Source organism: Stenotrophomonas sp. YJH_SMC_58, assembly GCF_059369635.1.
Map to the genome: position 1 here is coordinate 48,845 of NZ_JCAFSW010000004.1, position 15,524 is coordinate 64,368.

General features: G+C 65.8%; 23 protein-coding genes, 3 tRNA genes and 1 riboswitch. Of the genes, 15 read left to right on the forward strand and 11 right to left on the reverse strand.

What is annotated here, in order from left to right:
- Positions 1–450, reverse strand: coding sequence for a hypothetical protein (locus tag AC5P68_RS06815; RefSeq protein WP_033833853.1), 450 nt, complete (start codon positions 448–450; stop codon positions 1–3).
- The gene (locus tag AC5P68_RS06820; RefSeq protein WP_012479693.1) at positions 443–844 is read right to left on the reverse strand and encodes a hypothetical protein; all 402 of its coding nucleotides are present in this window, start codon (positions 842–844) and stop codon (positions 443–445) included. The genes AC5P68_RS06815 and AC5P68_RS06820 overlap by 8 nt, the downstream gene beginning before the upstream one ends.
- 130 nt (positions 845–974) lie before the next feature.
- On the opposite strand from AC5P68_RS06820, the gene AC5P68_RS06825 reads away from it, so the two are divergent.
- The 3 genes from AC5P68_RS06825 (at position 975) to AC5P68_RS06835 (ending at position 1,408) form a co-directional block, all read left to right on the forward strand.
- Positions 975–1,050 (forward strand) — tRNA-Gly (locus AC5P68_RS06825).
- 142 nt (positions 1,051–1,192) lie between these two features.
- Positions 1,193–1,268 (forward strand) — tRNA-Gly (locus tag AC5P68_RS06830).
- Between the two features lie 66 nt (positions 1,269–1,334).
- Positions 1,335–1,408, forward strand: a tRNA-Cys gene (locus tag AC5P68_RS06835).
- 73 nt (positions 1,409–1,481) lie between these two features.
- Here AC5P68_RS06835 and AC5P68_RS06840 read toward each other — a convergent pair.
- Positions 1,482–1,886 (reverse strand): NUDIX hydrolase, encoded by a 405-nt coding sequence (locus AC5P68_RS06840; protein WP_053451721.1) that lies wholly within the window; start codon positions 1,884–1,886, stop codon positions 1,482–1,484.
- 107 nt (positions 1,887–1,993) lie between these two features.
- Between AC5P68_RS06840 and AC5P68_RS06845 the strand changes: the two genes are divergently transcribed.
- The 3 genes from AC5P68_RS06845 to AC5P68_RS06855 all read left to right on the forward strand — a co-directional run bounded on the left by AC5P68_RS06845 (position 1,994) and on the right by AC5P68_RS06855 (position 3,703).
- On the forward strand, positions 1,994–2,491 hold the full coding sequence (locus AC5P68_RS06845; protein WP_414497677.1) for a GNAT family N-acetyltransferase: 498 nt from the start codon (positions 1,994–1,996) through the stop codon (positions 2,489–2,491).
- Positions 2,492–2,534: 43 nt separating this feature from the next.
- Positions 2,535–3,083 (forward strand): GNAT family N-acetyltransferase, encoded by a 549-nt coding sequence (locus AC5P68_RS06850; RefSeq protein ID WP_049452811.1) that lies wholly within the window; start codon positions 2,535–2,537, stop codon positions 3,081–3,083.
- 74 nt (positions 3,084–3,157) lie between these two features.
- Positions 3,158–3,703 carry a DUF4124 domain-containing protein gene (locus tag AC5P68_RS06855; protein ID WP_033834659.1) on the forward strand — a complete coding sequence of 182 codons (546 nt, stop codon included), beginning with the start codon at positions 3,158–3,160 and terminating at the stop codon, positions 3,701–3,703.
- Between the two features lie 10 nt (positions 3,704–3,713).
- Here the strand turns inward: AC5P68_RS06855 and AC5P68_RS06860 are convergent, their stop codons facing one another.
- Entirely contained in the window at positions 3,714–4,355 is a 642-nt protein-coding gene (locus AC5P68_RS06860) for a flavin reductase family protein (protein ID WP_033834660.1), read from the reverse strand.
- Between the two features lie 103 nt (positions 4,356–4,458).
- Here AC5P68_RS06860 and AC5P68_RS06865 point away from each other — a divergent pair, with 103 nt between their 5' ends.
- Positions 4,459–5,163, forward strand: coding sequence for an ArsR/SmtB family transcription factor (locus AC5P68_RS06865; protein ID WP_033834661.1), 705 nt, complete (start codon positions 4,459–4,461; stop codon positions 5,161–5,163).
- A 124-nt stretch (positions 5,164–5,287) separates the two neighbouring features.
- The gene (locus tag AC5P68_RS06870) at positions 5,288–5,557 is read left to right on the forward strand and encodes a hypothetical protein (RefSeq protein ID WP_005408911.1); all 270 of its coding nucleotides are present in this window, start codon (positions 5,288–5,290) and stop codon (positions 5,555–5,557) included.
- A 259-nt stretch (positions 5,558–5,816) separates the two neighbouring features.
- Here AC5P68_RS06870 and AC5P68_RS06875 read toward each other — a convergent pair whose 3' ends face one another.
- On the reverse strand, positions 5,817–6,893 hold the full coding sequence (locus AC5P68_RS06875; RefSeq protein WP_212560339.1) for an alpha/beta hydrolase family protein: 1,077 nt from the start codon (positions 6,891–6,893) through the stop codon (positions 5,817–5,819).
- A 261-nt stretch (positions 6,894–7,154) separates the two neighbouring features.
- Here AC5P68_RS06875 and AC5P68_RS06880 point away from each other — a divergent pair, with 261 nt between their 5' ends.
- Positions 7,155–7,673 (forward strand): P-loop nucleotide/nucleoside kinase family protein, encoded by a 519-nt coding sequence (locus AC5P68_RS06880; protein ID WP_111108375.1) that lies wholly within the window; start codon positions 7,155–7,157, stop codon positions 7,671–7,673.
- A 10-nt stretch (positions 7,674–7,683) separates the two neighbouring features.
- On the opposite strand, the gene AC5P68_RS06885 is transcribed toward AC5P68_RS06880, so the two are convergent.
- Entirely contained in the window at positions 7,684–8,601 is a 918-nt protein-coding gene (locus AC5P68_RS06885; RefSeq protein ID WP_043034345.1) for a LysR family transcriptional regulator, read from the reverse strand.
- A gap of 103 nt (positions 8,602–8,704) precedes the next feature.
- Between AC5P68_RS06885 and AC5P68_RS06890 the strand changes: the two genes are divergently transcribed.
- Positions 8,705–9,724 carry an aldo/keto reductase gene (locus tag AC5P68_RS06890; protein ID WP_414497678.1) on the forward strand — a complete coding sequence of 340 codons (1,020 nt, stop codon included), beginning with the start codon at positions 8,705–8,707 and terminating at the stop codon, positions 9,722–9,724.
- Positions 9,725–9,744: 20 nt separating this feature from the next.
- Complete coding sequence (locus tag AC5P68_RS06895) at positions 9,745–10,155, forward strand: SRPBCC family protein (protein WP_414497679.1); 411 nt, start codon at positions 9,745–9,747, stop codon at positions 10,153–10,155.
- A 58-nt stretch (positions 10,156–10,213) separates the two neighbouring features.
- Here the strand turns inward: AC5P68_RS06895 and AC5P68_RS06900 are convergent, their stop codons facing one another.
- A complete protein-coding gene (locus AC5P68_RS06900; RefSeq protein WP_414497680.1) occupies positions 10,214–10,708 on the reverse strand; it encodes a DUF6265 family protein in 495 nt (164 codons plus the stop codon).
- 134 nt (positions 10,709–10,842) lie between these two features.
- On the opposite strand from AC5P68_RS06900, the gene AC5P68_RS06905 reads away from it, so the two are divergent.
- Positions 10,843–11,676 carry an AraC family transcriptional regulator gene (locus tag AC5P68_RS06905; RefSeq protein ID WP_005408919.1) on the forward strand — a complete coding sequence of 278 codons (834 nt, stop codon included), beginning with the start codon at positions 10,843–10,845 and terminating at the stop codon, positions 11,674–11,676.
- Between the two features lie 3 nt (positions 11,677–11,679).
- Here the strand turns inward: AC5P68_RS06905 and crcB are convergent, their stop codons facing one another.
- Both crcB and AC5P68_RS06915 read right to left on the reverse strand, forming a co-directional pair.
- On the reverse strand, positions 11,680–12,072 hold the full coding sequence (crcB, locus tag AC5P68_RS06910) for a fluoride efflux transporter CrcB (protein ID WP_005412844.1): 393 nt from the start codon (positions 12,070–12,072) through the stop codon (positions 11,680–11,682).
- Positions 12,073–12,154: 82 nt separating this feature from the next.
- A riboswitch (Fluoride riboswitch) is annotated at positions 12,155–12,218 on the reverse strand.
- Positions 12,219–12,240: 22 nt separating this feature from the next.
- The gene (locus AC5P68_RS06915) at positions 12,241–12,642 is read right to left on the reverse strand and encodes a transcriptional regulator (RefSeq protein ID WP_005408921.1); all 402 of its coding nucleotides are present in this window, start codon (positions 12,640–12,642) and stop codon (positions 12,241–12,243) included.
- 111 nt (positions 12,643–12,753) lie between these two features.
- On the opposite strand from AC5P68_RS06915, the gene AC5P68_RS06920 reads away from it, so the two are divergent.
- Together AC5P68_RS06920 and AC5P68_RS06925 are read left to right on the forward strand one after the other, a co-directional pair.
- A complete protein-coding gene (locus tag AC5P68_RS06920; RefSeq protein ID WP_005408922.1) occupies positions 12,754–12,963 on the forward strand; it encodes a helix-turn-helix domain-containing protein in 210 nt (69 codons plus the stop codon).
- A gap of 352 nt (positions 12,964–13,315) precedes the next feature.
- Positions 13,316–13,552, forward strand: coding sequence for a hypothetical protein (locus AC5P68_RS06925; RefSeq protein ID WP_005408923.1), 237 nt, complete (start codon positions 13,316–13,318; stop codon positions 13,550–13,552).
- A gap of 1 nt (position 13,553) precedes the next feature.
- On the opposite strand, the gene AC5P68_RS06930 is transcribed toward AC5P68_RS06925, so the two are convergent.
- Both AC5P68_RS06930 and AC5P68_RS06935 read right to left on the reverse strand, forming a co-directional pair.
- Complete coding sequence (locus AC5P68_RS06930) at positions 13,554–14,597, reverse strand: 4Fe-4S dicluster domain-containing protein (RefSeq protein WP_099527164.1); 1,044 nt, start codon at positions 14,595–14,597, stop codon at positions 13,554–13,556.
- Positions 14,594–14,881 (reverse strand): hypothetical protein, encoded by a 288-nt coding sequence (locus AC5P68_RS06935; protein WP_005408925.1) that lies wholly within the window; start codon positions 14,879–14,881, stop codon positions 14,594–14,596. Before AC5P68_RS06935 ends, AC5P68_RS06930 begins: the two co-directional genes overlap by 4 nt.
- A 178-nt stretch (positions 14,882–15,059) precedes the next feature.
- Here AC5P68_RS06935 and AC5P68_RS06940 point away from each other — a divergent pair, with 178 nt between their 5' ends.
- The gene (locus tag AC5P68_RS06940; RefSeq protein WP_043034341.1) at positions 15,060–15,497 is read left to right on the forward strand and encodes a group III truncated hemoglobin; all 438 of its coding nucleotides are present in this window, start codon (positions 15,060–15,062) and stop codon (positions 15,495–15,497) included.
- Positions 15,498–15,524: the final 27 nt, after the last annotated feature.

The following is a 15,524-nucleotide window of genomic DNA, read 5'->3' on the forward strand; positions in this document are numbered from 1 at the left end:
CTAGTGCTGCGGCGGGGGCGCATCCGCGCGCCCTCGACGCCTGAGCGCCCGCCATGCGCTCACCGCCGACACCATGCACAGCGCCAGCAGCAGTCCCACGTCCAGCAGCAACAACCACAGCAGATGCATGCCGTGTACCGGCGGCTGGTGCATGGCTGACAGCATCCACGGCACCGACCATGCCAGCAGCAGGGCGAAGGCGATCAGCAGGCGCAGCCACAGTCGTTTCAGTCGCCACGGCCGCACGATCAAGGCGGCCACCACCAGTTCGACGGTGCCCAGCAACGCGAACACGATGACAGTGCTGGTCGGGTAGGGCGACTCGGCGCCTTCCAGGTGATGCAGCAGCCAGTAGTCTGGGGTGAAGCCGGCATTGACCAGTGCGGCGATCAGCGCCAGCCAGGTCAACGCAACCAGCAACCAGAATAGGCGGACGTAGCGTCTAGGCATCGGCGGTGTCCGTGGCGGCAGGCAGGCGGTTGCGTGATGCATACCACGCGGAAATGGCGATCGCGGCCAGTGCCAGCAGGCCGGGCCCGAGGGTGAAGTACAGCAGGCGCAGCGGATGGTTGTGCATCAGTGTCCAACTCGCGAACGCCAGGGGAATCGCCAGCACCAGCAGCTTGGCAAACAGTGGCCGCAGCACCGCGATCAGCGGCTGGGCGCCAATGAACATCCAGAACAGATAGAACTGGGCGATGCCCAGGCCGATGTCACGATGTGAAGCAAAGCCGAAATGGTCGCGATACCAGTTCATTCCCATCGGCATCAGCGCCCAGTACAGCAGGGCCACCAGCAGATGCAGCAGCAGGGCGATCAACAGAGGCGTGCCGCGAAGGAGCATGGGCGAACGGGGCCGGGCGGGGCAGCGTACCCCACTGCGGACGTCCGTGACCGCATGATGTGAAGACTGTTGACGGCGTGAAGGAATTTGGACACAATAGCGCTCCTTCGACGCAGGTCGAACGGAATCTGCGGGAATAGCTCAGTTGGTAGAGCGCAACCTTGCCAAGGTTGAGGTCGCGAGTTCGAGTCTCGTTTCCCGCTCCAGATTCTACAGGGCCCCGGCAGGGGCCTTGTTTTTCTCCCGCCACGGCAAGGCGGGGCACGTTGGGCCACAAGGCTTTGCGCGCAGTCAGAAAGGTGAAATCGCTGGTGTGTTTTCCGGATTTCCGGTAGCATGTCGGCTTACGCGGGAATAGCTCAGTTGGTAGAGCGCAACCTTGCCAAGGTTGAGGTCGCGAGTTCGAGTCTCGTTTCCCGCTCCATGTTCCGACAGGCCCCATCATGGGGTTTTGTCTTGTCAGGGCCCAGTTCCTGGCGCGCAGTACGTTGGCCTCATGGCAGAGTGGCTATGCACCGGATTGCAAATCCGTTTACAGCGGTTCGATTCCGCTTGAGGCCTCCAATTGAAAAGCCCTGACTTCGGTCAGGGCTTTTTTGTTTGGCTGGATGCCGGCCCGCGCCCGGATCGATACCCGCTACAACCGGGCCAGCGCCTGCACCGTGGCCTGGGTCAGCGGCTGGGGCAGAGCATCCCGCGCGAACCAGCCCAGCCCGGTCTGCACGCCCGGCTCCTGGATGGAAGCCTCGGCACCCGCAAGTGCCCGTGCCTCGTAGATGGGCGCGACCCAGTGCTGCACAAGCGCCGGCTCGAAATGATCGGCCACGCACAGCAGGCGCAGCAGCTGCACTTCCAAGGCGGTCTCCTCGCGGACTTCGCGGACCACGGCAGCCTCCACCGTTTCCATCCAGTCGACTTTGCCGCCAGGCAGGCCCCAATACCCGCGCTCCGGATCGCGTCCGCGCTGGATCAGCAGGATGCGGCCGTCGGCATCACGGACGACGGCGCCGCATCCAACGCGGGGAATCTGCAGTTCAGTCATGGCGGTGAATGAAGGAGGGACGGTTTTCATTCTTGCATGCACGCCGCATCAGGCGAACCCGCGCTAGGCTGGGCACCTGTGCATCAACAACCTCGCGGGTGTGTCGCATGGTCATCCGGCAACTTGGTGCTGACGACGCCGACATTCTCTGGCAGGCGCGGGTGCAGGCGCTTCGCGAGTCGCCCGCTGCGTTCCTGTCCACGCTGGCCGAGGCGCAGAATGAGACAGCAGACGTGATGCGCGCCCAGCTTGCTGATCCCGGGACGCGTTACTTCGGCGCTTTCATCGACGGCAAGCTTGCGGGCTTCCTGCGCTACGTACGCCCGATGCGGATGGCGCGACGGCATACGGCGGAAGTGCACAGTGTCCATGTGGGCACCGGCCACCGTGGCCAGGGTATCGCCCGCCAGCTTCTTCTTGCTGCGTTTGCATCTGCGCGCGCTGAGGGCATTGAATCGCTCACCCTCACGGTGCTGGAGGACAATGCTGCTGCGCGCGGGCTGTATGAATCGCTGGGTTTCAGCGTACTCGGCAGGGAGCCGCGCGCAGTCAAGCGCGAGGGCATCTACACGGATATCGTCTCGTACTGGATCACATTGCACTGACAGTGAAACGTTACTGCGAGCCCGGTCATGTTTCCGTGGCACGATGGGCCTGGACACACATTCATTCGACGAAGATGGGGCAATGCACGTTCAGGTATGCCGCTGGCAAAGCGTAGCGCCGCAACACCGTCAGCAGGCGGTGGATCTGCTTCGCCAGGCTTTCCCGGACATGCAGGGCGAGGGCTACGCCATCCCGGGGCCGGTCGCTCTGGTCCTGGCGATGGGAGGTGATCACGTTGTCGCACATCTCGCGCTGTACGAACGCAACGTACTGCTGGACGGCGAGCCGGAACGCATGGGCTTGATTGGCGGCGTGGTGGTGCGTGCCGACGTTCGCCGGCAGGGCGTTGCCTCGCGGTTGATCGAAGCGGCCCATGCAGAGCTGTGCCGGCACGGTATCGATTTCGCCGTGCTGTTCGCCCTGGATCATCGGCACTATGCCTCTGTGGGCTATGTGCCGATGCAGAACGAGACCTGCTTCATTGAAGACGGCCACGTACGCAGGTTCGTCTACCGCGGCGGCATGGTGGCCACGCTGGGAGCGCGCCGCTGGACCACGGCCTTGCTCGATCTGCAGGGCGAAACGGTCTGAACGGCGCCAGCGTGCAGTCACCACCAAACCACCGTATCGTGGCGGTTGTCCAATGAACCAGGGAGCGGTGCAGGATGAAGGGGAAGGTAGTGATGGCGATGATGCTGCTGGGGTGTTTCCCGCTGGCATCGGCCCAGGTCTACAAGTGCAAGGGCGCTTCCGGTGAAACGGTATACAGCCAGAATCCCTGTGCTGCCGGCGCTGAACCCATGAAGCTGCGTTCCAGCCGTTCCTCCACGGAAACGGCGGGGGAGGCATCGAACCGCGCGGCGGTGTACCAGAACACCGAACTGGCCGACGCCGGTATCGCCGAGCGCAACTGCGTGCAGGGCGAGCGCTCGCGCATCTACGGTCCGCTGGAGTCGCGCAGCCAGCAGATCGGTCGGCAGATCGCCGAGTTGAACCGGCAGATGGCCGCGTCGAGCAACAACCTGGCCGGCGCAACCCGTGACTCGGGCATCCGTACGCAGATTGCCAGCCTGCAGCAATCGTTGAGTGCCGAGCGGATGGCGGCGGATACACAGATGGCGAGTGCGCGCGAACGGTGCGCCTCGACCCGGCGTGAACGCGAGCGCTCGGTGCGCGACAAGTTCAGCAACGTACCCGCGGGTACGCCATGAGTCGTTCCCGCTAGGCGGGAAGGCGCATGGGTGTCTCCGCACGGAAGTTCCGCCCAACCGGCGCGCTCACGCCCAGGTAGTGCCGGAACAGGTAGATCAGCGGTTTCCAGCGCGTCACATCGATGTGCTGGGTGCCGTGCACGGTGATGTCTTCGTGCGCATGCACGCAGCGGATGCGGCCTTCGACGATCACGAAGCCCTGGCCATCATCCTCGCCGGGTGGATGCATCGCCATGACGGTGGCCTCCACCTGCAGCGGGCACTCGGCAATGGCCATCGGAGCAACATGCGTCGACACGGCGGCAGTGAATCCGCCCAGTGCGAACTTGTCGCGCACGTGCACGTAGCCCATCGCCTGCTTGGCGGTCGGCACCGGGTTACAGCCGGTTGCCCGCGCGATCGCCTCGACCTGTGCGGCCTGCGCGGATGAGGGGAAGTTCAGCACGCACTCGTTGCGCAGTTGCAGGTTGCGATAGCCCTGGCCCTGCGTACCGAGACCCAGCACTACCCGGTTGCCCAGCGCCCAGAACGAAGAAAGCGGGCTGATGTTGCTGCTGCCATCGTCATTCAACGTGGTCATCAGCAGCACGGGCGTACCTGGGTACAGGACCGAAGGGGTGATGCGGCGGCGATGGATCGAAGCGGTCTTCACGGCAGGTCTCGCGGTTGCGGGCGAGCACTGTGCCGCGCAGTCGGCTGCTGACGCTTCGGCCTGCATCGAACTGTTGGCAGATGACGGCATGCCACAATGGGGCATGGTCCACACCTCCGGTTCCCTTGTCAGTGTCGGTGCCCTGGTCGGGGACCAGGCGCGTGCCGCCATGCTGCTGCAGTTGATGGATGGACGGGCTTACACCGCGATGGAGCTGGCGCGCGTGGCCGGGGTAACGCCGCAGACGGCGAGCACGCACCTGCGCAGGCTGGTCGAGGGTGACCTGCTGGTGGCGGTGGCGCAGGGGCGTCATCGCTACCACCGGCTGGCATCAAGCGAGGTGGCAGAGATGCTCGAAGGCATCCTGCGCGTGGCCGACCGTACCCCTTCCTGTACCGCTGCGGCCGCGCGCAGCATGCCTGCACTGCGCGAGGCGCGTTCCTGCTATCGGCACCTGGCCGGCGTGCACGCGGTCGCCATCACCGATCGCCTGCTGCAGGCGGGGCATGTACTGCCATGCGAAGGGCATTGGCAGATCAGCGCTGGAGGCGCCGCATTCCTTGCCGGACTGGGCCTGCCGTTGCGCGAGCTCCTGCAGCAGCCGGTGGCGGCCAAGCCGGCGCGCTACTGCCGTGGCTGCCTGGACTGCACCGAACGGCGGCCACACCTGGCAGGGCTGGTCGGTGAGGCGATGCTGGACAGTTTCGTGAACAACGATTGGCTGCGGCGCGTCGAGGGCCGGCGCGAACTGCGGCTGACGCCACCCGGGCGCGAGGCGTTGTGGCGGCTCTTCAACCTGGCGACCTGAGCGGCGCGGCCAGTCTCAGCCACCCGCGACATGGCAAGGCGTTATGGTCGAGTTCCACGTCTCAGGGAGCTGCAATGGCGAGCAAGGACATCACGGGTCGCTTCGGGCACGGAGCGAATCGGAAATGAGCAAAATCATGGCAGATGTGCGTTGGCTGACCTTTCGGTTGAAGAACGGGCAATCCATCGGGCCGGAGCGGCTGAAGGACGGATGGGTGATAGCCTCGGAAACCGCCCGCTGCGAGGTCCGCCGCGAGCATATCGAGGGATCGGGCCTGGTGTACGCCCTGTATGCGCCGGCCAACCTGGCCTCACCGCGGCGCGCGGAAATGCGCATGCGCGAATTCCTGATGAGCTCGGGCTACACCTTCACGATGGGCACGCTGGGCGGCTGATCCCCGCCTGCTGCGGCTACGGGCGCACGGCCAAGACCTGGCCGAGCGCGCCGATCTGACCGCGCGCATCGAACGGCACTGTGCTGGTCGGCCGACACCGGGGTGGCCAAACGGCACCGACATGTCGAAGCCCAGCCACTCGCCTTCGGGCATGCCGAACAGGTGCGCGGTCGGATCGAGGGGAGGCGACACATGCTGCGCGGGTCCCTGCACCGTAAGCGTTGCCAGCCTGGCGGACACGTTTCGCTACGCGATGGACTCAGCGTTGCACTGTCTTCAAGGCATCGACAACCTGTGCTTCAGAGAAGCCACAATGTCCTTCGCCCACCGATGGCAGTACCCGTGGCGCTGGCCGCGCACCGGCGTGTGCGGCCAACTGCGGATACACCGTCTGCATGTGCGGCACGATGGTCGGGTCGTTGTGGTTGAACTGGATCACCAGCGGGCGCTGCAGTGCGCCGGTCAGCGCCAGCGTCGCGCGCACCCTGGCCTGCGCGGCAGGTACAGCATCGATGCGCCGCACCCCGGCGTTGAATGCGGCGTCATCGCCGAAGCCGCTGTAGACCGTGCCCCTGTTGCCGACCGGCATGCCACCGCTGCGTGTGGCCAGCTCGTGCAGGACCAGGGCGTGCAGGCTGATCGTGCCGGCCACTTCATCGGGGGAAACCTGCAGCCGCTGCGCCAGCAACGCGGCATGCGCCGGGTCGCGTTGCAGCGCGGTGGCGATGCCCTGGTAAAGCTCGCTCTGGGCCAGCATGGCTGCTTCGCGCGACGCCAACCCGGTGACCGGCAGCCCCTCAGCCTTGGGGAAGAAATAATCGAACGCGACCAGTGTGGTCAGCAGGTCGGCCGCGATCTGTTCGCCACTGAGATTGGCGCCGCACAGCGACACACCACCGGCATAGTGCTGCGGGAAACGCTCGAGGCTGCCAATGGTTACGGCACCACCCATCGAGAAGCCCAGCATCCAGGTGTGTCGCACGCGCTTGAGTTCACCCAGGGCATGCTGTCGCAGGTGTTCCATGTCGGTGATCGCCTCGGCCACCGCCCAGCCTTGGCTGGAATACGCGCTCTGCGCGACGGCGTAGCCCGCGCCCAGCAGTGCTGCGGTGCTGTCACCGGCGGCCATTGGCGTGGTGCGTGGCACGCCCACGGGCTCATAGCCATGGGCAAGCATCACCAGGTCGCCGTTCCAGTCTGCCGGTATATCCAGCCGCCAGGGGGCGCCCTGCAGCTCGCCGCTGAGCGTGCGTGGTGCCGTGGTTGGTGCTGCCAGCGATGCCGTCGAAGCATGCAGCAGGCCAAGGGCGAGGGCACATCGAAGCAAGGGGCGCATCGTGGTCATTCCATGCGGGAATGGCGCCGAGCATAGATGCCAGCGGAATGTTGCGCGCGCTGCACTGCCGCAGGGGATTGCGGGCCGTACAGGCGGCGCTCTACGCTGGTGGCATGGCTCCGCACGTCACCGCGTCGATTATCCGCATTCCCCAAGGGAAGGCGGGGTAGCGCGCGGTCGTCACGGCCCTGCAACCCGCCCGGGAAGGCGGATTGCATGCAGCGCTCTCCCGGGAACTGGAATCCACCGAGGAGATCGCAGATGCAACACCCTTCATCCGCCGATGGCGGCGCAACCCTGCACCTGCTGTGCGGCAAGATCGGCGCAGGAAAATCGACGTTGTCGCAACAGCTGGCGGCCAAGCCTCGCCACGTATTGATCAGCGAAGATGCCTGGTTGGCTACGCTGCACCCGGGCGAAATCCACTCCGTCGCCGATTATCTGCAGCGCGCAACCACGCTGCGCAGCGTGCTGACCGATCATCTGCGTGCGCTGCTGCAGGCCGGCGTCTCGGTGGTGCTCGATTTCCCCTTCAACACGCCCGCAACCCGCGGGTGGGCACGTGAGGTGTTCTCGCCAGTGGGCGCCGCGCATCAACTGCACTTCCTCGATATCGCCGACGAGGTCTGCAAGGCGCGGCTGCGTGCACGCAATGCATGTGGCGAGCATCCCTTCCAGGCCAGCGATGAGGAATTCGAGCAGATCACCCGCCACTTCGTTGCACCGGCCGCAGAAGAGGGTTTCATGGTGATGCGCTACACCGAGGCAGGCCCGGCATAGCGCGGTCGGCTCAGTCGCCGAATGCCGGCTTGCCTTCGGTGGCGGTGCGCACGAGCGTCCTGCGGAAGGTCTCGACCAGGGGGCGCAGGTTGATGCGGTGCCAGGCCGCCCACAGCGGTGTGCGGTAGCTGAACCACGGCAGCTCGCGCAGCACCACGCCGTCCGGCGCCTGGTGATCCAGGCTCTGCTGGACGGTGGCCAGGCCCAGGCCGGCGGCAACCAGGCCAAGCGCGGCCAGTGGCTCGGTCGCTTCCATGGCGATGGTTGGGGTGAACCCGGCTTTCGCACACGCGGCGATGAAGGTGTCGTGGCGCAGTGCGTTTTCCCTGTGCATCACGCCGATCCACTGCTGGCTGGCCAGATCCGCGGGCGTGATGAGTTCTGCGCTGGCCAGTGCGTGCGCTGCCGGCACGGCCAGCAGCATCGGGTCGTTCAGCACCTGCGTGGCCTCCAGGTCCGGATCGTCGAACGCCGGTGGTTCGCAGACCAGGGCGATGTCCAGGCTGCGTTGCCGCAGGCCTTCCAGCTGCACGTCCGACTGCTGGTTGTAGAGCGCGATATGCACCGCCGGGCGATCGCCGCGCAGTTCGCGCAGGGCGGTGGGCAATACGCCGGAGTGCATCGCGTACTCCAGATAGCCGATGCACAGGCCGCCTTCGTCGCCGCGGCCGAGCCGGCGCGCCAGCGATTCCAGCCGGTTGGCATGGGTCAGCAGGGCCCGCGCCTCGGCCAGGAAGGTACGGCCATCGGCGGTCAGCCGGATGCGCTGCTGCGAGCGTTCGAACAGCTGCAGTTCCAGCCGTTCCTCCAGCTGGGCGATCTGCCGGCTGAGCGGGGATTGGGAGATGTGAAGGCGCTCGGCAGCGCGGCCGACGTGTTCATCTTCGGCGACGGCCACGAAGTAGCGCAGTTGGCGGAGATCGAGCATAAGACCTTGCGGGACTCAAGATAATTAAATTATGTCTTGGACAGTCTTATCGGGCAAGCCTAGCCTGTGCCTCAACTTCAACAACCTCCCCAAGGGGGAACCCATGAGCATCAACACGCTGCTGGCTGGCAAGACCCTCGGCTTCGGTACCGCGCCGCTGGGCAACATGTTCCGTGACATCCCGGAAGCCGAGGCCCAGGCCACGGTGGACGCGGCCTGGGAACAGGGCACCCGCTACTTCGATACCGCCCCGTTCTATGGCGCAGGCCTGGCCGAGATCCGCCTTGGCGACGCGCTGGCCAAGCGCAACCGCGATGACTTCGTGTTCAGCACCAAGGTCGGCCGCCTGATCCTGGACGAAGTGGAAGACACCAGCGCCCGCGACCTTGGCGAGAAGGGCGGCCTGTTCGTCGCCGGCCGCCCCAACAAGCTGGTCAACGATTACTCGGCCGATGCCACCCTGCGTTCGATCGACGACAGCCTCAAGCGCCTGAAGACCGATCGCCTGGATATCGTCTGGGTGCACGACATCGCACAGGACTTCTACGGCGATGAGTGGCTGTCGTACTTCGAGACCGCACGCCGCGGCGCCTTCAAGGTGCTGACCCGCCTGCGCGAGGAGGGCGTGATCAAGGCCTGGGGCCTGGGCGTCAACCGTGTCGAGCCGATCGAGCTGACCCTGGACCTGGACGAAGCCCGTCCGGATGGCTTCCTGCTGGCAGGCCGCTACTCGCTGCTCGACCACGAGCGTGCGCTGCAGCGGGTGATGCCCAAGGCGGCCGAGCGCAACACCGGCGTCGTGGTCGGCGGTCCGTACAGCTCCGGCGTGCTGGCCGGTGGCAGCCACTTCGAGTACCAGAAGGCGTCGCCGGAGATCCTGGCCAAGGTCGAGCGCATCAAGGCCATCGCGGACGAGTACGGCATCAGCATCAAGGCGGCCGCGTTGCAGTTCTCGCTGGCCAACCCGGCAGTGGCTGCGGTGATCCCGGGCGCCAGCCGTCCCGAGCGCATCGCCGAAGACTACGCCGCACTGAAGGAAATCATCCCGGCCGGGTTCTGGCAGGCGCTGCGCGCCCAGGGCCTGGTCGCGGCCAACGCCCCGCTGCCGATCGACAACATCTGAGTCCCGAAGGAGACATTCCCATGGTAACTGCTTCTGTATCCATCACCGTGCCGACCCCGGCCGACCAGGTCTGGAACCTCATCGGCGGCTTCGATTCATTGCCCGACTGGTTTCCGTACATTCCCCAGAGCACGCTCAGTGAAGGCGGTCGCGTGCGCCATCTGGCCAATCCCGATGGCGATGCCATCGTCGAGCGCCTGGAAGCCTTCGACCAGGCCGATCGCAGCTACACCTACTCGATCCTGCAGGCCCCGTTCCCGATCAGCGGCTATCGATCCACCCTGCGTGTGGTCGAGCAGGGCGACGGTTCGCGGATCGACTGGTCCGGTGAGTTCACTCCGGTGGGCGTCAGCAACGAAGAAGCGTCCGCGCTGTTCGAGGGCATCTATCGCGATGGCCTGAAGGCCCTGGAAACCACGCTGGCCGGGTGAATGCCCGTGTGGCGTTGACCGCATGCAGGCGCCCCGGCCGGTCCGGGGCGTCTGCGTGTCAGGGTGCGGGCGTCGGTGCACCGCAGGCGACGCGATGCATGGGAAAGTCCATTGCCTGCTTCGGATTGTCCTGCGCGATCTCGATGCGCGCATGTGCGCGCTGGTCGTCGAGGCGCCGGTAGCGGATACGTTGTGGGAAGTCGTTGGCAGGATTCTCGAAGACCGCCTCGTTGGCATCGACCCGGGTGGCAACGAAGTCCGTGGCGTTCTGGCCAGAGGGCAGGGTAGTCAGCACCAGGCGCCCATCATCGTGCTGACGCAGTTGCATGAACTCAAAGCCGACGGTTCGCCCGTCACGCAGGCTGCGGCTGCTGCCGAACAGGGTGTTTCCAGCCAGGCTGGTCCATTGCTCGCCGGCACCGGGTGGCTGCCCATCAAGCTGCCAGCAACCGGCCAGCCAGGCCAGGTGTTCGATCTTCGAGGGTGAGGCGGATAGCGCGTGCGGGGTCGCGAGCAGCAGCGGCAACAGGGCCAGGGCGATGCGGAGTGACATCGGTGCCTCCATGCGCGGGAATGTGCGGCCTGTATAGCGCCCGCCAGATCACGCGGCCAGTGCCGTCCTTTCAAGTGCTGATTCCGATACGATCTGTCACATTGAGCTTATCTCGCTTGACCCGGAGTCCCGTCATGGTCGACCGTCTCGCCATTCTGCTTGAACGCTTCGCGGTCACTGCCTCGGTGTTCCATGCCGGTGCGCTGTGCGGCATCAACACGCTGGAGGGTGAGGATGAAGCCGGGCAGCTGCACCTGGTGCGACGTGGCCCGCTGCAGGTCAGTCATGCCCAGCAGACCGTACAGGTGGATGTGCCCAGCCTGCTGCTGTATCCGCGGCCGATGCCGCACCGCTTCAGTACCGACCCACAGCAGGGCGCCGACATGGCCTGCGCGAACCTGCATTTCGAAGGCGGCCGGCTCAATCCGATCAGCGCCGCGTTGCCGGATTTCATCTGCCTGCCGCTGGCTGGGCTGTATGGCGGCAACGCAGCGCTGGAGTTGCTGTTCGAAGAAGCGTTCGAGCAGCGTTGCGGGCGCGCGGCGATGGTCAACCGCCTGTTCGAGGTGGTGATGATCCAGGTGCTGCGCCAGCTGATGGAAGGTGGCGAAATGCGCGGCGGTCTGTTCGCTGGGCTTGGCCACCCGCGATTGCGGTTGGCGCTGGTGGCGATGCACGAAGCCCCGGCGCAGGGGTGGACGCTGGAAGATCTGGCCGAGGTGGCTGGCATGTCACGCAGCGTGTTCGCCGCCAGCTTCCGCGAGGCGATGGGGACCACCCCGGGCCAGTACCTGCAAGGCTGGCGGGTCGGGCTGGCACAGCAGGCGCTGCGCCAGGGCCGGCCGCTGAAGCGGATTGCCGACGAGGTGGGCTACGGCAGCGAGGCGGCACTCTCGCGCGCGTTCAAGGCGCACACGGGGCAGTCACCACGCGAATGGCGCGGACAGGCGCGTGCTGGCGCGGCCTGAGCCTCAGCCCAGCACCAGCCGGGCCAGCTTCATGCCACCGAACAGGCCGGCCAGGCCCAGCGCCACCGAGCCACCGGCATACAGCGCGGCCAGTCCGTGCTGCCCGCGCTGCAGCAGCAGGCCGATCTCCAGCGCATAGGTAGAGAACGTGGTGTAGCCGCCAAGGATGCCGGTGGCGAGCAACAGGCGAAGCTGCGGCGAGGCACCATTGCGCATCGCGAAGACCTCGACCACCACGCCCATCAGCAGGGCGCCGCTGATGTTGATCAGGAAGGTCGACCACGGCCAGGGGCTGCCGACGGCCACTCGGGCGCCGATCAGGTTGCAGGCGTGGCGCAGGCAGGCACCGATGCCGCCGCCGACGAAGACCAGGAAATAGTTGTTCAATGCTTGCATGGCGTGCCTCGAATGCGGGTTCGCAGGGTCAATGGCGAACGCCGAGGGCAGGCACGACCTGCCGTCGACGAACACCGGGTTCGTCCTGGCAGGAGCCATCAGCCTTCTCAGGCGGTTATCGGGGGAGCCCCATCCCCATCGCGGTCCATGCTACCAGCGGCGGTGCATTCACGTCATCGAGGTGGTCAGCACGCGGGCCACCTTGCTGCGGCTGAAGCCATCCATCAGCAGTTCGAACGCGAGCAGGTCCAGCGCCGCGTGGCGGCGGTGGTCGATCTCCAGGCCATTCTCGGCCACCAGGTGACTGACCAGCTCATAGGCGTCCTGCCAGACGTCAAGGTGGGCCTGACTGGGAATGTAGGCGTTACCCGGCTCCCCGACGCCGCGCCCGTTCACTCCATACAGCAGCTCGCGTGCGTCCAGCTTGGCCGCATCGGCGATGCGGAACAGCTGCTCGGCTTTCACATGGGACGCACTGACATGGTCGTTGAGCCAGTTGCTGATGGTTGCCGTGGTGGATTTGGCGGCGCGGGCCAGATCGGCCGGGCGGGGGTGCCCGGCTTTCTTCATGGCGGCGGCGAGTCGTTGGCCGAGAGTATTCATCTATGCAAGCCAGCTTAACGCGTGGAATGCGAAGAATCCTTGCCGCAAGAATAAGTCTGGTTAACAAAAGGGCAGACCATGACCGAATTCTGGAACAAGCGGCAGGTGCGCACGCGGCTGGGGTTCCAGACCGATGCGGAGCTGGCGCGCTTCTTCGGCATCAGCCGTTCCGCGGTATCGCAATGGCCGAAAGACTTCCCGATTCCCGCTCTGCGGCAGTACATCCTGCATCAGCGCTACCCGAACCTGTTCCCCGCAACGGGCGCCGCCGAAGTCGAATCCGCCTGAATTACGCCGCCTTTTGTCGCATTTAGCGTGCTAAGCGCATTCTGTTAAGTACACTTAGCAAAATAGGAAAAACTGATCGTTCTGGCAGTACCTATTGTCGAGGCCTACCAGCTGCCGGACAGGTGGCTGGGTCGCGTTGTCGGCTTCACCCCATCCGGGAGGGGCGGGGTCCCGTATGTGGTTTCGTGAACGATTAATAATTTCAATCGCGAAAGTCGCTGCATGTAATTGACCTGTCGTGAAATCTGTGACTAATTTGGATCAACCGGGCGTGAAGCCTGGGAGTCTTTCAGTAGCACGCAAGTGAGTCGGTAGACCGTCAACGATGCAGAACAAGTCCAACGGAGGTCGTATGGAATACGGCATGCATGGCTTGGCTGAACGGGTACGCCGCGAACTGGAAGCCAGCTATCACAAACACGGGTGCGGTCCGGCGTTCTGGGATACCTACCAGCAGGTGCTGGACCGGCTCGTCCCGCAGGGGACCGAGCGTACCGAGTTCACCAACGAAATGGCGCTGATCATCGAGCAGCTGGGCATTGTCCGACGCGCGCAGCTGGTACCACCGCACGCCGACGGGCCGCGTTGATTCAGAGCAGGCGCCAGGCGCCGCAGGCAAGCAGCGCAAGCAGCAAAGACAGCAGGGCCAGGGTCCGGGGTCGCCACCAGCGCTTCGGTTGTCCGGCCATCGCCTGCGGACTGCAGTAGCGCACCAGCCCCGGACCGAACCCGGCCCGGTGCTGTTGCCGTGCGCAGGCTTCCAGACAGGCGCCGCAGGCCAGGCAGTCGGCCTGCGGCCCCTGGCGGATGTCCAGCTGCATCGGGCAGGCGCTGATGCAGGCCGCGCAATCGGTGCAATCGCCAAGACGGTCGGCGCTGAAGGTCGGCATCGGTCCGGCCAGCAGCGGATGCGCGGCGCGGAACACGTAGTCCTGTGCAGTGGTCGGGTCGAGCAGGCCGCGGCCACGGCCCAGCACGCCGCCCAGGCCGGATGGGCGAGGCCCGCGTGGTTCGCCGCGGCGGGCGTCGTACAGCATGCGCGGCGTATGTGGATCGGTCAGCAGCGGCTGCATGCGTGCGAACGGGCACAGCGAACGGCAGACCTGCTCGCGCAGGAAGCCGGCGTTTGCCCAGGTGGCGGCGGCATAGAACAGCACCCAGAACGTTTCCCAGCCGCTCCAGCCGGCGCGCGGCGCTGCGATCACCAGCTCGGCGATCGGGCTGAACAGGCCCACGAAGGTGATGCCGGTCCACAGCGAGAGCAGCCCCCAGGCCAGCTGTGTGGCTGCGCGCGCAACGCGTGCCGGAAGCGTGCGGGCCATGCCGTCGGCGATCCAGTCGAAGGCACGGCGCCACAGTGTCTGCGGGCAGGCGTGGCCGCACCAGATGCGCCCGGTGAGGTGGGTGAGCAGTGCCAGCCCCACCGCGAGCACCGCCAGCAGGCCGACCAGCACCCCGACGTCTCCCGGCCACAGCGTCCAGCCGAACAGATCGAAGCGGCGGGCGTTGATGTCCAGCAGCAAGGCCTGGCGGCCATCCCAGCGCAGCCATGGCAATGCGTAGAACAGCACCAGCAAGGCGGCGCTGAGCGTGCCGCGCCAGTGCCGTGGTCTCGGTGTGCAGGTCGTACTCATCCCAGCGGCAACTCGTCGTCGTCGCCGCTGGGCATCGGTCGCTGCAGGTACCAGGTGATCGCGCTGGACAGCGCCGTCACCGTCCAGAACATGAAGAAGCCGGCCGTGTAGCCCATTTCACGGCTGATCTGCGTGCCCGGGAAACTGATGGCCTGCAACCGCAGCGGGTCGACGAAGGCGAAGAACACCACGCTGGCCAGGCCGGCAGCGATGAAGCTGGGCCAGAGGATCGCGCCCCATTGCTGGATCAACTGCTGGCGACGGTTGGGAGAGGGTCTGTTCATGCTGTCCCGGATCGAAAAGTGGGCGGCGCGTATACTCGCCTGGGTTGGCGCGGCATCCGCAGGGCATGCTTCCTGCAAGCGTGCCAGCCTAGGTGCAGCGGACTGCGCCGACATTGATCTGGATCAACGGTGGTGCCGGCCGGCTGCGGCACACTGCCGGCACGCTTTGGGTACCCCGATGAACGCAACGCCGCCTGTCCTTCCTGTCGCCTCGCCCGAGCTGTGCACCGAGCAGGAAGTGACCCGCCTGGTCCACGACTTCTACGCCCGCGTGCGCGGGGAGGAGCGATTGGGGCCGGTGTTCGAGGCCCACGTCCACGACTGGCCGGAGCATCTGGCCCAGCTGGTCGACTTCTGGTCGGCGATGCTGCGCGGCACCCGGCGCTTCAAGGGTTCGCCGATGTCCAAGCACATGGCCATCCAGCTGGACAAGGATCTGTTCGACCGCTGGCTGGTGCTGTTCCGGATCACCACCGCCGAATGCGACAACCCGCCGATGGAGGAGCTGGCCAACGACGTGGCTGCGCGCATCGGTGACACCTTCTGGAAGCGCTACCAGATGCTGCGATGGCCGCAGGTCGGCCTGCCGGTGCTGGCGATGCCCGCCAAGGATTGATCTGGGTCAAGGCGGCGCAGGCCGCCC

Bases quoted from the DNA above. Each gene is read 5' to 3' on its own strand.
- AC5P68_RS06815 (WP_033833853.1), bottom strand. From the start codon at position 450: ATGCCTAGACGCTACGTCCGCCTATTCTGGTTGCTGGTTGCGTTGACC.
- AC5P68_RS06820 (WP_012479693.1), bottom strand. From the start codon at position 844: ATGCTCCTTCGCGGCACGCCTCTGTTGATCGCCCTGCTGCTGCATCTG.
- AC5P68_RS06840 (WP_053451721.1), bottom strand. From the start codon at position 1,886: ATGACTGAACTGCAGATTCCCCGCGTTGGATGCGGCGCCGTCGTCCGT.
- AC5P68_RS06845 (WP_414497677.1), top strand. From the start codon at position 1,994: ATGGTCATCCGGCAACTTGGTGCTGACGACGCCGACATTCTCTGGCAG.
- AC5P68_RS06850 (WP_049452811.1), top strand. From the start codon at position 2,535: ATGGGCCTGGACACACATTCATTCGACGAAGATGGGGCAATGCACGTT.
- AC5P68_RS06855 (WP_033834659.1), top strand. From the start codon at position 3,158: ATGAAGGGGAAGGTAGTGATGGCGATGATGCTGCTGGGGTGTTTCCCG.
- AC5P68_RS06865 (WP_033834661.1), top strand. From the start codon at position 4,459: ATGGTCCACACCTCCGGTTCCCTTGTCAGTGTCGGTGCCCTGGTCGGG.
- AC5P68_RS06870 (WP_005408911.1), top strand. From the start codon at position 5,288: ATGAGCAAAATCATGGCAGATGTGCGTTGGCTGACCTTTCGGTTGAAG.
- AC5P68_RS06875 (WP_212560339.1), bottom strand. From the start codon at position 6,893: ATGCGCCCCTTGCTTCGATGTGCCCTCGCCCTTGGCCTGCTGCATGCT.
- AC5P68_RS06880 (WP_111108375.1), top strand. From the start codon at position 7,155: ATGCAACACCCTTCATCCGCCGATGGCGGCGCAACCCTGCACCTGCTG.
- AC5P68_RS06885 (WP_043034345.1), bottom strand. From the start codon at position 8,601: ATGCTCGATCTCCGCCAACTGCGCTACTTCGTGGCCGTCGCCGAAGAT.
- AC5P68_RS06890 (WP_414497678.1), top strand. From the start codon at position 8,705: ATGAGCATCAACACGCTGCTGGCTGGCAAGACCCTCGGCTTCGGTACC.
- AC5P68_RS06895 (WP_414497679.1), top strand. From the start codon at position 9,745: ATGGTAACTGCTTCTGTATCCATCACCGTGCCGACCCCGGCCGACCAG.
- AC5P68_RS06900 (WP_414497680.1), bottom strand. From the start codon at position 10,708: ATGTCACTCCGCATCGCCCTGGCCCTGTTGCCGCTGCTGCTCGCGACC.
- AC5P68_RS06905 (WP_005408919.1), top strand. From the start codon at position 10,843: ATGGTCGACCGTCTCGCCATTCTGCTTGAACGCTTCGCGGTCACTGCC.
- crcB (WP_005412844.1), bottom strand. From the start codon at position 12,072: ATGCAAGCATTGAACAACTATTTCCTGGTCTTCGTCGGCGGCGGCATC.
- AC5P68_RS06915 (WP_005408921.1), bottom strand. From the start codon at position 12,642: ATGAAGAAAGCCGGGCACCCCCGCCCGGCCGATCTGGCCCGCGCCGCC.
- AC5P68_RS06920 (WP_005408922.1), top strand. From the start codon at position 12,754: ATGACCGAATTCTGGAACAAGCGGCAGGTGCGCACGCGGCTGGGGTTC.
- AC5P68_RS06925 (WP_005408923.1), top strand. From the start codon at position 13,316: ATGGAATACGGCATGCATGGCTTGGCTGAACGGGTACGCCGCGAACTG.
- AC5P68_RS06930 (WP_099527164.1), bottom strand. From the start codon at position 14,597: ATGAGTACGACCTGCACACCGAGACCACGGCACTGGCGCGGCACGCTC.
- AC5P68_RS06935 (WP_005408925.1), bottom strand. From the start codon at position 14,881: ATGAACAGACCCTCTCCCAACCGTCGCCAGCAGTTGATCCAGCAATGG.
- AC5P68_RS06940 (WP_043034341.1), top strand. From the start codon at position 15,060: ATGAACGCAACGCCGCCTGTCCTTCCTGTCGCCTCGCCCGAGCTGTGC.